9 protein-coding genes are annotated in these 12,771 nt (G+C 71.3%); 6 read left to right on the top strand and 3 right to left on the bottom strand.

Annotated features, from left to right (window positions below; genetic code table 11):
- Nucleotides 1-90: 90 nt before the first annotated feature.
- Both EV186_RS11485 and EV186_RS11480 read left to right on the top strand, forming a co-directional pair.
- Nucleotides 91-666, top strand: a complete 576-nt coding sequence (locus tag EV186_RS11485; RefSeq protein ID WP_133849223.1) for a TetR/AcrR family transcriptional regulator — start codon at nt 91-93, stop codon at nt 664-666.
- Between the two features lie 71 nt (nt 667-737).
- The gene (locus EV186_RS11480) at nt 738-1,526 is read left to right on the top strand and encodes an SDR family oxidoreductase (protein ID WP_133849222.1); all 789 of its coding nucleotides are present in this window, start codon (nt 738-740) and stop codon (nt 1,524-1,526) included.
- 19 nt (nt 1,527-1,545) lie between these two features.
- On the opposite strand, the gene EV186_RS11475 is transcribed toward EV186_RS11480, so the two are convergent.
- From EV186_RS11475 to EV186_RS11465, 3 genes are all read right to left on the bottom strand, one after another.
- The gene (locus tag EV186_RS11475) at nt 1,546-1,944 is read right to left on the bottom strand and encodes an anti-sigma factor antagonist (RefSeq protein WP_243753974.1); all 399 of its coding nucleotides are present in this window, start codon (nt 1,942-1,944) and stop codon (nt 1,546-1,548) included.
- Nucleotides 1,945-2,037: 93 nt separating this feature from the next.
- Nucleotides 2,038-2,493 (bottom strand): ATP-binding protein, encoded by a 456-nt coding sequence (locus EV186_RS11470; protein ID WP_133849221.1) that lies wholly within the window; start codon nt 2,491-2,493, stop codon nt 2,038-2,040.
- 139 nt (nt 2,494-2,632) lie between these two features.
- On the bottom strand, nt 2,633-3,331 hold the full coding sequence (locus EV186_RS11465; protein WP_133849220.1) for a hypothetical protein: 699 nt from the start codon (nt 3,329-3,331) through the stop codon (nt 2,633-2,635).
- Nucleotides 3,332-3,568: 237 nt separating this feature from the next.
- Here EV186_RS11465 and EV186_RS11460 point away from each other — a divergent pair, with 237 nt between their 5' ends.
- Genes EV186_RS11460 through EV186_RS11445 form a run of 4 tightly spaced genes read left to right on the top strand, consistent with a single transcriptional unit; the run spans nt 3,569 to nt 12,595 of the window.
- Nucleotides 3,569-4,507, top strand: a complete 939-nt coding sequence (locus tag EV186_RS11460) for a TauD/TfdA family dioxygenase (RefSeq protein ID WP_133849219.1) — start codon at nt 3,569-3,571, stop codon at nt 4,505-4,507.
- A gap of 14 nt (nt 4,508-4,521) precedes the next feature.
- A complete protein-coding gene (locus tag EV186_RS11455) occupies nt 4,522-5,493 on the top strand; it encodes a TauD/TfdA family dioxygenase (protein ID WP_243753973.1) in 972 nt (323 codons plus the stop codon).
- Nucleotides 5,493-6,275, top strand: a complete 783-nt coding sequence (locus EV186_RS11450) for a thioesterase II family protein (protein ID WP_133849218.1) — start codon at nt 5,493-5,495, stop codon at nt 6,273-6,275. The genes EV186_RS11455 and EV186_RS11450 overlap by 1 nt, the downstream gene beginning before the upstream one ends.
- Nucleotides 6,272-12,595 (top strand): non-ribosomal peptide synthetase, encoded by a 6,324-nt coding sequence (locus EV186_RS11445; protein ID WP_133849217.1) that lies wholly within the window; start codon nt 6,272-6,274, stop codon nt 12,593-12,595. The genes EV186_RS11450 and EV186_RS11445 overlap by 4 nt, the downstream gene beginning before the upstream one ends.
- The last annotated feature ends 176 nt before the right edge of the window (nt 12,596-12,771 follow it).

The following is a 12,771-nucleotide window of genomic DNA, read 5'->3' as shown; positions in this document are numbered from 1 at the left end:
GTAGGGTGACGTTCACATCGTGATGGCAATTTCCCGTGGCAATAACGATGGTTCTTGACCTGTAGGTCCAGAACGCGCTACGGTGGGCGTGTGGGCAGGCCGAAGAACTTCGAGCCGGAAGCCGTGGTGGCGGACGCCATGGAGGCGTTCTGGACCAACGGCTATGCCGGCACGTCGCCCGCGGACCTCGCCGAGGCCACGGGCGTGGCGAAGGGCAGCCTGTACCACTCGTTCGGCTCCAAGCGGGAGCTCTTCGGCAAGGCGCTCGACCTGTACGACCGGGTCGGCGCCGAGGTGACCGAGGACTACCTGTCGCGGCCGGGCACCGCGAAGGAGTGCATCCGGGCGTACCTGCTGCACCTCGTGGAGATGGATCTGGCGGGCCCGGTCAAGCGGGGTTGCCTCGTGGTGAACACGACGCTCGAGCTGGCCGGCCGGGACGAGGAGGCGACCAAGGCGGTCCGCCGCATCGCCCAGCGCGGCATAGACCTGCTCGCCGAGCGCATCGAGCGCGGGCAGCGGGACGGCGATGTCGCCGCCGACGTCGATGCCATGGCCGTGGCCCGGTTCCTGATGAACACCATCGGCGGCCTGCGCGTCATGGCCAGGGGTTTCGACGGGCCGGTGCTGCGCCAGGTCATCGACACCGCGCTGGCGGTGTTCTGACCCCAAGAGTTTGCCGGTGGGCGCGGTCGTGCGCCCTCATTTTTGACCTAGAGTTCAAGAAAGGAAAGACCATGGAGCTGGGGATCAACGGGAAGACGGCCGTCGTCACGGGGGCGAGCCGGGGGATTGGTTTGGCCATCGCGGAAACCCTTGCGGCGGAAGGGGTTCGGGTGGTGGGCGCGGCGCGCACCATCACGCCGGAGCTGGAGAAGGTCGCCGCGGCCACGGTCGCGGTGGACCTGAGCACCCGCGACGGCGCGGTGGCCGTGGTCGAGCAGGCGGTCGCCGAAGTCGGCGGCATCGACTTCCTGGTCAACAACGTCGGCGCGGGGGACCCGGACGGCATGTCGCTGGGTGGTGTCCTCGACGTCTCCGACGAGCAGTGGCAGGCCACCTTCGCCCTCAACCTGTTCAGCCCGGTCTGGACCACCCGGGCGGCGCTGCCGAGCATCGTCGCGCGCAAGGGCGCGATCGTGAACATCTCGTCGATCAACTCGCGAGTGCCCACCGGGTCACCGGTCGGGTACGCGGAGGCGAAGGCCGCTCTGACGCAGTTCGGCAAGCGGCTCAGTGAAGAGCTGGGTCCGCAGGGCGTGCGGGTGAACACGGTGTCGCCAGGCGTGGTCGCGAGTCCGCTGTGGACGGATCCGAACCGGTTCGGTGGCAAGGTGGCGGAGGCCTTCGGGGTCGCGCACGAGGACCTGCTGGCCAACATCCCGGCGCAGTTCGGCGTCGCGTCCGGGCGGATCACCGAGCCCGCGGAGGTCGCGGACCTGGTGGTGTTCCTGCTGTCCGCCCGCGCGGCGAACATCCACGGCGCGGACCTGGTGATCGACGGTGGCACGCTGAAAGCGGCCTGACCGTTGCGGTGTGGCGCCCCTACGACGGCTCGATGGACCTGCTGGCGTTGAGCGCCTCGTCGACGGTGTGGTAGAGGGCGAGGTTGTCGTCCAGGCCGGTCACCTGGATGGGCCTGATCACCGGGCGGTTCGAGTCGACCACGATCGGCAGGCGTCGGTGGTGGGCTTCGGCGTAGACGGTGGCGTGCAACAACGCGGTCAAGCCCGCCGAGTCGAGGAAGGAAACCCCGGTCAGGTCCACGACACAGGGCCCTTCACCCGCTTGGTCGATGCCCCTGGCGATGGCGGCGTTCAGCGCAGGCGCGGTGTTCAGGTCGACCTCACCCTCGGCCGCGACCACGAGGGCGCCGTCAACGATCCGCCGGACGACCGCCAAGCCCGGCGGCAGCGGCGACTCGCCCTGAGGTCGCTCACTCACGTCCTGCAGGGTAGCGCGTCGCGAGCGGTGCACCGCTCCTCCTCGTGGGCGTCATCTTCGAACCGTGGGTGGATGGCCGCCGCGGCGAAGCCGCTACTCGGGGGTCATGGCCAGGTGCCGGGCATGGCCGCTGCTGCCCGATTGGTCCAGGGACAGTTCGGCCCACACCGTCTTGTGGGTCGCGGCGTTGTGGACGCCCCACACCGTGGCGAGGCGGTCGACCAAGATCAGGCCGCGTCCGCCGGACATGTCCGGTGTGCGCAGCCGGGGCTGGTCGGGGGAGGCGTCGTCGACCTCGATGCGCAGGCGACGGCTTTGGTCGACCATGGTGAGGCGGCAGGCGCGCGGAGCCCGACCGTGCTTGTGGGCGTTCGACACCAGTTCGTCGGCCACCAGCACGGCGTCGTCGACGACGATGTCGTGCTGGTGCCCGCTCAGCAGGGCCCGGACCAGCTGACGCAGCTCGCGGAACTCCGTCGTGTCCAGGTCGCAGCTGACGTTCGGCGGGTTCGGTTCTCTGTCCGCCGCACCGGAAACCTGTCTGTCCAAGGCCACCACCCCTAGCCGAGATCGTCCTGCCACCTGTGGAGCACCCCGACCCCATCTGAAGATACCCGCAGGTCGTCCCTTCAAACCGCCACCGGATGCGCCGGCCCGACCGCGTGTGGCCAACGGCTCCGTGGTGTCCTCATGCCCGGTCGGCGCGCCACTTCGACAGGGCCTCCTGCACGAGTTCGTCCGGGTCACGGCGCAGCAACGGCGGGATCTCCTCGTGCCAGCGACGCTCCGCCTTGCGCAGGGTTTCGACGAATTGCCGGTCGACCCTGCCGCGCAGGACCAGCAGCGCGATGGCGACGAGTGGGCGGGCAAGCCCTTGGCCGCGCAGCTTCGCGGTCACCTTGACCTTCCACTGCCGGCCGTCCACGCGAACCGGCACGAGCCGGAACTCGCCCACGCCGACCTTGTTGCGCACCGTGACGGTCACCCGGCCCGCGGACCGCCACCACCGCGCCAGCTCGGCCGCGCCGGTCCACGACCACGTACGCAGGAACGCGGGCTGATCACCCTCGGGCAGACGCAGCTGTACCGCGCAGTCGAAGGTGGCGGGCGCCTCGGCGCTGCGCAGGGCGAACTCGCAGGCCAACCCGATCGTCTCGTCGGCGAAGGTCAGCTCACCCGAGGTCGCCACCCGCGGCTCCCACGACTCGACCGTGAACCGCACATCGCTGTCAGGTGGCGCATACCGCGTGCCGGGCCGCAGCGGTGCCGTCACCACGCCGGTGCCGGCGAGCAGGCGCTCGGTCTGATCGTGCGCCGCCCGGACGATCCGGCCGAACCAGGCTTGCGGAACGGCATCAAGGGTCACCGCATGGGTGAATCGGGCCACCGCACGACGATATGCGGAAAGCCACACCGAGGTGTCGCGACACGGTGTCCCGAGTGGAGCGCCGTCCCGGGGTCGCGCGGCGGGCTCGGTCGAGAAGCCGTCGAAGCTGGTCGGGGCTGATATTGGTCCTGTATGGCTGGGCCTTGCATCGTTCGCCTTGAGCACGTCCACGCCGGTGCTGGTGGTGGCCATCGGCGACGTCGTGGACGACCAACCGCCCACGAGGAGATCGAGGCGATGGCAACGACAACGCCTTGGGCGCCGAAGGTGATCCGCCCCGAGGACATCGGTACCGACGCGTCCGGCGCCGGTTTGAAGGAGCATCTGCACTCGCTGGACCTGGAGGCGATGCTGGTCGAGCACAAAGCGCTGGTGTGGCGCGGGTTCGGCATCGCACGCGCCGAGTTCGACGCCGTCGTGGACGCGTTGCTGCCCACGCGGTGGGCCTACCGGCACGGCAACTCGCCGCGGACGAAGGTCGGGGACAACATCTACACCTCGACCGAGTACCCGGCCGAGCACACGATCTCGATGCACAACGAGCTCTCCTACGCCAAGCGCTACCCGAGCCGGCTGGTGTTCTACTGCGAGCAGGCCGCGGCCACCGGTGGTGCCACCCCGGTGGTGGACGGCGCCGCGTGGCTCGCCGCGCTGGACGACGAGGTGCGCGAGGCCTATCGGGGCGGGGTGCGGTACCGGCAGAACCTGCACGGCGGCCACGGTTTCGGCAAGAGCTGGCAGGAGACGTTCGAGACCGACGACCGCGCCGAGGTCGAGCAGTTCCTCGCGGGCACCGGGGCCGAGTGGGAGTGGCGCGACGACGACCGGCTGCGCATCGAGCAGCCGGGTCCGTCCACTGTGGTCGATCCACGCACCGGCACCGAGGTGTGGTTCAACCAGTCCGACCAGTGGCACGCCGCGAGCCTGGGCGACGAGACGGCCAAGGCGCTCGCCGCGATCATGGCCGAAGAGGACATGCCGCAGTCGGTGGCGTTCGCGGACGGCTCGCCGATCCCGGCCGAGTACGTCATCCAGGTGCGCGACCGCGGCCTCGCCACCGCGGTGGACGTGGACTGGGCGCAAGGCGACCTGATGGTGATCGACAACGTGCTGACCGGGCACGGCAGGCGGCCGTTCACCGGGCAGCGCCGCGTGCTGGTCGCCATGGCGGGCTGACGGGAGACACGAACGTGCTGGAAACCGATGCGACACAAGAGACCCTCGCGCACTTCGTCACCAGTGCGCGGCAGGGGGACAGCCTCGTCGAGCTGATCGACCGCGACCGGGACAGCCTGCGCAAGCAGCTGCTCACCCATGGGGCGCTGGTCTTCCGGGGCTTCGACACCGTGGACGTCGCCGCGTTCGAGGCGGCGGTGCGGGCCATGTCCGGCGAGCCGATGGTCTACAACGAACGCTCGTCTCCGCGGCACGCGATCAAGGGCAACGTCTACACCTCGACCGACTACCCGGCGGACGAGGAGATCTTCCTGCACAACGAGAGTTCCTACCAGGCCGCGTGGCCGCGGTTGCTGTACTTCTACTGCGAGCGCGAGCCGACCTCGCTCGGGGCCACGCCGCTCGCCGACGTCCGCAAGGTCTACCAGTCCATCGATCCGTCGGTGCGCGAGGAGTTCCAGCGGCGCGGGTGGATGCTCACCCGCAACTACAAGCCGGCCGTCGGCGTGCCGTGGCCCGAGGTGTACGGCACCCAGAACCAGTCCGAAGTGGACCGTTACTGCGCCGACCGGGGCATCGAGACCGAGTGGCTGGGCCCGGACCAGCTTCGCACCCGCGCGGTGCGCAGGCCGTCCTACGCCCACCCGGACACCGGCGAGGACGTGTGGTTCAACCACATCACGTTCTTCCACATCAGCACGCACGACGAAGAGGTGCGCGAAGGCCTGCTCGCCATGTTCGGTGAGGACGGCCTGCCGCTCAACACCTACTACGGCGACGGCGCACCGATCCCGGACGACGTGGTGGCGCACCTGCGCGAGTGCTACCGCGCGCAGTGGTGCCGGTTCGACTGGCAGCAGGGCGACGTGCTGGTCGTGGAGAACATGCTGACCGCACACGCGCGCGAGCCCTACACCGGACCGCGGCGCATCGCGGTCGCCATGTGCGAGGCGCACGTGTCGGACTACCTCAAGGTGTCGGTCTGATGGTCGCGGGAACGCCCGCGGTCCGGCGGTCCGGCTGGTGCCGGGTGTTCCGGCCCCGGCCGGGCGCCACGCTGCGGCTGGTCTGCTTCCCGCAGGCCGGTGGCGCCGCGAGCGCGTTCCACGACTGGCCCGATCGCCTGCCGGACACCGTCGAGGTCGTTGCCGTGCAGTACGCGGGACGGCAGGACCGCGGCGACGAGGAGCCGGTGTCCGACGTCGCGACGCTCGCGGACCTGGTGGCGCGGGAGGTCCAGCCGCTGCTCGACCGCCCGGTCGCGTTCTTCGGGCACAGCCTCGGCGCGACCATCGCGTTCGAGGTGGCGCGACGGCTGCGGCCGCGGTTCCCCTCGCCGTTGACGCGCCTGGTCGTCGCGGCACGCAAACCCCCGGCCGAGTGCGGCCGGGGCAGCCGGGACCGCGCCGGGGTCCGCAGCGACGAGGACCTCCGGCGCTACCTGACCAGGGTCGGCGGCCGCGCGCCGCTGGTGCTGGCCAACGAGGAGTTGTGGCAGGCCACCGTGCCCGCGTTGCGCGGTGACCTGCTGATGGCCGACACCTACACGTACACGGGTGGGGTGCCGCTGACCTGTCCGATCACCGTGGTCGCCGCCGCGGACGACCGCGGCTGCGGCCTCGCCGAGATGCGCGGCTGGTCCGGGTACACCATCGGCGCGCTGGACGAGCACCTGGTGCCCGGCGACCACTTCTTCCTCAACGCTCCGCCCGCGGAGTTGTTCACCGTTTTGGCCGACGTGCTGGGCACGAATGGGAGAGCCGAATGACCGCGAATGTCGAGAGCCGGCCGCAGCGCCGAAAGGGCCGCGGCGGGATCGCGCGGGTCGACCGCGACGCACCGCTGCCGATGTCCTTCGGTCAGGAACAGATGTGGTTCCTCGACCAGCTCACCCCGGACAGCACCGAGTACCTGGTGCCGTTCGCCCTGCGCCTGCGCGGGCAGCTCGACCGGGCCGCGCTGTCGCAGGCGTGGGACGCCCTGGTCGAGCGGCACGAGATCCTGCGCACGCGGCACGTGATGCGTGACGCCGAGCCGCGCCAGCTCGTCGACGACCCGGTGGCCGGGCGGCTGGCCGTGGTGTCGGTGACCGACGCGCCGGCGCGGGAGCGCGACGACCGCGTCGCCCGGCTGATCGCCGAGCAGAACGCGACCCCGTTCGACCTGGCCGAGCAGTGGCCGGCGCGCGCCACCCTGATCGAGGCGGGCGAGCAGGACCACGTGCTGCTGGTGGTGTTCCACCACATCGCGTGTGACGCGTGGTCGACGCGCCTTGCGTTGACCGAGCTCTGGCAGCTCTACCGCGCCGCGGTGACCGGCGAGCGAGCCGACCTGCCGGAGCTGTCCGTGCAGTACGCGGACTTCGCCGCGTGGCAACGCGACCAGCTGACCCCCGAGCGGCGCGAGCGCCAGCTCGCCTACTGGGAGCGCACCCTCGCCGGCGTGCCGCAGCTCGACCTGCCCACCGACCACCCGCGCCCGCCCGTGCGCGGCTACGCGGGCGCCGAGGTGGAGTTCGACCTGCCGGTGGCGGTGGCCGAGCGGGTCGCCGCGCTGGGTGCCGCGGCCGGGGCGACGCCCTTCGTCGTGCTGCTGAGCGCCTTCCAGACGGTGCTCGCGCGCTACACCGGCAACGAGGACGTCGCGGTCGGCACGATCGTCTCCAGCCGCACCCGTGGCGACCTGCAGCACCTGCTCGGCAACGGCATCAACACCGTGGTGATCCGGTCGGACTGCGCCGCGGACATGACGTTCACCGAGCTGCTGGGCGCGGTCCGCGGCACCATGCTGGACGCGTTCGACCACGGCACGGTCCCGTTCGCGCAGATCGTGGACACGGTGCAGCCGCGTCGCGACCCGTCGCGCACGCCGATCTACCAGGCGGTGTTCACCTGGCACGACTCGATGGGGGCCGCCGCGCAGACCGTCGCGGGCCTGACCGTCGAGCCGATGGCGGCGGGCGGTGGCGTGGCCCGGACCGACCTCGAGCTGCAGGTCGGCGGGGCCGCCGACGGCGGACTGCGGGCCCGGCTGATCTACGCCACCGAGCTGTTCGAAGCCGCCACGATCGAGCGGCTGGCGGCGCACCTGAGCCGGTTCCTCACCGCCGCCGTCGCATCGCCGGACGAGCCGCTCGCCGCCATCGAGATGCTCGACGAGCGGGAACGCAGCGCGCTCACGGCCGCCGCGGAGCCGATGCCGGCGACGGAGGACACGCTGCGGCGGTTCGACCGCCAGGTCGAGCAGACTCCCGACGCGGTCGCCGTGCGCACCGACGACGGGGACACCACGTTCGCAGACCTGCGGGCGCGCGCCGACCGGATGGCGCGGCGGCTGCACGCGGCCGGTGCCGGGCCCGAGGACGTCGTGGCCATCCTGCTCGACCGCGGCGTCGACCTGCTGGCCGCGATGCTCGCCACCTGGCGGGTCGGCGCGGCCTACCTGCCGATCGGCCCGGAATTACCGGCGGCGCACTGGGGCCGATTGCTGGCCGACAGCGGAGCACGGTTCCTGATGACCAGTGACGACGAGGACCGCCAGACCGCGGTCGGTGAGGTGTTCGACGGCCACGTCCTGGTGCCCGAACCCGGCCCGGCCGCGACCGAGCTGCCCGAGGTGGACCACCCCGGGGTCACCGACCTCGACGCGCTGGCCTACATCGTCTACACCTCCGGCTCCACCGGAACGCCGAAGGGCGTCGCCGTCACCCACCGCGGGCTGGTGAACCACCTCGACTGGGTGATCGACACCTACATCGGGGACCACACCGGCGGCGCGCCGCTCTTCGCCACCATCTCCGGTGACGTCGTGGTGCCCACGCTGTTCGCGCCGCTGTTGGCCGGTCAGCCGGTGCACATGTTCCCGCAGGACCTCGACATGGCCGACCTGGGCGGGCGCCTGGCCGCGGCCAAGCCGTTCGCGTTCATCAAGCTCACGCCCGGGCACCTGGAGATGCTGTCGCACCAGCTCAGCCCCGCGCAGATCGACGGCATGGCCGGCTCGGTGATCACCGGTGGCGACGTGCTGCTCGACACCGTCGCCCGCCAGTGGGACGCGTGGCTGGGCGAGAACGGCCGGCTGATCAACGAGTACGGGCCGACCGAGATCACCGTCGGCAACTCGACGTTCCTGCCCGGCGACGGCTCGCCACGCGAGGTCGTGCCGATCGGCAAGCCGATCCCGCACACCAGCATGTACGTGCTCGACGAGGCGCTGCGGCCTGCGCCGGTCGGGGTCATCGGCGAGGTGTGCGTCGGCGGCAGCGGCGTGGCCCGCGGCTACCTGAACCAGCCCGCGCAGACCGCGGCGAAGTTCGTGCCGGACCCGTTCGGGCCGCCCGGTTCGCGGCTCTACCGCACCGGCGACCTCGGCCGGGTGCTGCCCGACGGCAACGTCGAGTTCGCCGGCCGCGCCGACACCCAGGTCAAGATCCGCGGTTACCGGGTCGAGCTGGGTGAGGTCGAGGGCTTCCTGTCCGGGCACCCGACCGTCGCGGAGTGCCGTGTGGTGCTGCAGACCGGCGGCGGGGAGCGGCTCGTCGCGTACGTGGTCGGGTCCGCGGACCAGGATGTGGACGAAGCGGCGCTCGGGGCGTGGCTGGCCGCCGAGCTGCCCGAGTACATGGTGCCCAAGGTCGTCCCGCTCGACCGGATCCCGTTGACCGCCAACGGCAAGCTGGACGTCGCGGCGCTGCCCGCACCGCCCACGGCCGACGCGGAGTTCGTCGCCCCGCGCAACGCCCTGGAGGAGCAGGTCGCCCGGGTGTGGGCGAAGGCGCTCAAGGTCGACGCGGTCGGCGTGCACGACGGCTTCTTCGAAATGGGCGGCGACTCGATCCGCGCGGTCGCGCTGGTCGGCGCGATGCGCGAGGCCGGCTACGACCTCTCGGTCGCCGACGTGTTCGGCCACGCCACGGTCGCCGAGGTCGCCGAGCTGATCAGCAGTCGCGAGAAGGTCGAACTCGAGGAAGAGGTGCCGCGCTTCTCCCTGATCAGCGACGCCGACCGCGCGCTGCTGCCCGAGGGCATCCAGGACGCGTACCCGTTGTCGCAGAACCAGACGGGCATGCTGTTCGAGATGCTCGCCGACGAGCAGCACCCGTACCACTGCACGACCACGTTCTGGATCCGCGACAGCATGGAGTTCTCGCTGGACGCGATGATCGGTGCGGCGCGGCTGCTGTCCGAGCGGCACGAGGTGCTGCGCACGTCGCTGCACCTGGACGGCTTCTCGGTGCCGATGCAGCTGGTGCACGACAGCGCCCAGATGTCGGTGGGCATGCGGGACCTGCGTGGCAAGACCGAGGAGGAGATCGCGGCGATCACGGCCGAGCACGTGGCCAAGGAACGCGCCGAGCTCTTCGACTTCAAGGTCCCCGGCCTGATGCGGTTCTACGCGTTCCCGACCGACTTCGACGGCTACTGGCTCTCGATCACCGAGTGCCACCCGGTCCAGGAGGGCTGGGGTTACCACTCGATGGTCATGGAGCTGCTGACCGTCTACATGAGCCTGAACAAGGGCGAGGAGCCGGTCCCGTACGACGTGCCCGAGGCGCGCTTCGCCGACTTCGTCGCCGAGGAGCTCAAGGCGCTGAACGACCCCGGGCACCGGGAGTACTGGCAGGGCATCGTCGACCGGCACACCCCGTTCGCGCTGCCCGACGAGTGGGGCGACCGCACCGGCGAGCAGGCCAAGCACCAGGCCATCGCCGACTGGCGCGACCTCAAGCCGGCGCTGCGCGCGGCGGCGGCCGAGGTGGGCGTGTCGATGAAGTCCATCATGATCACCGCGTTCGCCAAGGTGCTGTCCCAGTTCACCGACGACGAGGCGTTCCACTTCGGACTGATCACCGACGCCCGGCCGGAGCGGCTCGGCATGGACACCGTGTACGGCATGTACCTCAACACCTTGCCGTTCGCCGTCCACCGTCCGAACGGGACGTGGCGGGAGTACCTGCGGGCCACGTTCGACCGCGAGGTGGAGATGTGGCCGCACCGCCAGTTCCCCTACCCGGAGATCACGCGGATGGCGGACAAGCGGCGCCGGTTCATCGACGTGATGTTCAACTACCACGACTTCAACCAGGTCGACACCGAACTGGTCGCCGAGCGCACGGGCCTGGACGACAGCCCGACCGACTTCGGCCTCACCGTGTCGACCCGGGTGGATCTGGTGCTGGTGACCGCGGACTACCGCAAGCTCGCCCCCGAGCACGCCGACCTCTTCGCCAAGATGTTCCGCCTGGCGCTGGAGGCGATGGCGGGTGACCTGGACGCGGACGCCCGCACCGCCCTGCTTCCCGGCGAGCAACGGCAGTGGCTGCTCGACGCCGCGAGCCAGGCCGCGGAACCGTTCGGGCAGGCCGAGCCGGTCACGCACGTGCTCGCCGGGTTCGCACAGCAGGTGGCCCGGACGCCGGACGCCGTCGCCGTGCGGTGCGGCGCCGAGGCGCTCACGTTCGCCGAACTCGACGCGCAGGCGAACAAGCTGGCGCACCGCTTGCTGGCCAACGGTTTCCGGCCCGGTGCGGTGGCGGGCGTGGTCGCTCGCCGCGACCTGGACCTGGTGACCTCGCTGCTCGCCACGTGGAAGGCCGGCGGCGCGTACGTGCCGATGGCGCCCACGACGCCGGGGGAGCGGATCGCCTACATGCTCGAGGACTCGGGCGCGTCCTGCGTGCTGGCGCCGGCGGACCTCGCCGACGTGGTCCCGGCGTCGTTCGCCGGGCCGACGATCGCGGTGGACCGCAGCGCGGAAGGCGACGCCGGTGCCCCCGACGTCCCGCACGACGGGCCGGCGTACCTGATCTACACGTCGGGCTCGACCGGGCGGCCCAAGGGCGTGCTGGTCAGCCACGCGAACCTGGCCAACTACCTGACGTGGGTGCTCGCCGACTACACCTCGGCGGGCGACGGCGGTGCGCCGCTGCTGGCCGGTGTGCAGGCCGACCTGCTGGTGACGGCGTTGTTCGGCCCGCTGCTCGCCGGGCAGCCGGTGCACGTGCTGCCGGACGGGCTCGACCTGTCCGAGCTGGGCGAGCACCTGCGGGCCGGTGCGCCGTACAGCTTCGTCAAGCTGACGCCCGGGCACCTGGAGGTGCTGGCCCAGCAGCTGACGGAGCCGATCGCGACCACGATGGTCGTGGGTGGCGAGGTGCTGCACGCGGCCGCGGCGCGCAAGTGGGCCGGGATGCTCGGTGAGGGCCGGGTGATCAACGAGTACGGCCTCACCGAGACCACGGTCGGCAACTCGGTGCAGATCGCCGCGGAGGACGGTCGCCCGGTGATCCCGATCGGCCGGCCGATCCCGAACACCACGATGTACGTCCTGGACAACAACCTCGAACTGGTGCCGTGGGGCGTGGTCGGCGAGGTGTGTGTGGGCGGTGACGCCGTCGCGCTGGGCTACGTGAACCGGGCCGTGATGACCGCGGAACGCTTCGTGCCCGACCCGTACGGCCCGCCCGGGTCGCGCTTGTACCGCACCGGCGACCTCGGCCGGGTGCTGCCGGACGGGTCGGTCGATCTGCTCGGCCGGCGCGACGGCCAGGTGAAGGTGCGCGGCTACCGGGTCGAGCTGGGTGAGGTCGAGGCGGTGCTGCGCGAGCACGAGCTCGTGGGCGAGGCTCGCGTGCTGCTCAGCGAGGACCGCCAGCTGGTCGCCTACGTGGTGCCTGCCACCGGTGGCGAACCGGTCGCGCTGGACGACATGCGGCCGTGGCTCGCCGAGCGGCTGCCGGACTACATGACGCCCTCGCAGTTCGTGCACCTGGACCGGATCCCGTTGACCTCCAACGGAAAGCTCGACACGGCGGCGTTGCCCGCGCCGGACGGGCGGGTCGTCGGGACGCCGTACGTGGCGCCCAGCGGGCCGCTGGAGCAACGGATCGCGGACATCTGGGAGCAGGTGCTCGGCAAGCAGGTCGGTGCCGAGGACGCCTTCGTCGACGTGGGCGGTGACTCGATCCGCGCCGTGGCGCTGACCGGGGCCCTGACCAACGAGGGCATGAAGGTGACCGTGCGGGAGCTGTTCGCCCACCCGACGGTCGCGAGCCTGGCCCGGTTGCTGGCCGACCGCGTACCGGCCTGATCCGATGCGAACGGCCCCGGATCCGCTTCGGCGGATCCGGGGCCGTTGCGCGTACCGGGGTCAGCGCCCCTCTGCCCTCAAGCCGGGCGTGTCCCACGTTCCGACCGGGCGTGTCCCACGTTCCGACCGGGCGTGTCCCACGTTCGGGTCGGGTGTGTCCCACGGTGGCGCGGGGT

The organism is Labedaea rhizosphaerae (assembly GCF_004362825.1).
GTDB lineage: Bacteria > Actinomycetota > Actinomycetes > Mycobacteriales > Pseudonocardiaceae > Labedaea > Labedaea rhizosphaerae.
The sequence above is the reverse complement of the archived record's forward strand: the minus strand, read 5'-3'. Positions and strand labels throughout refer to the sequence as shown.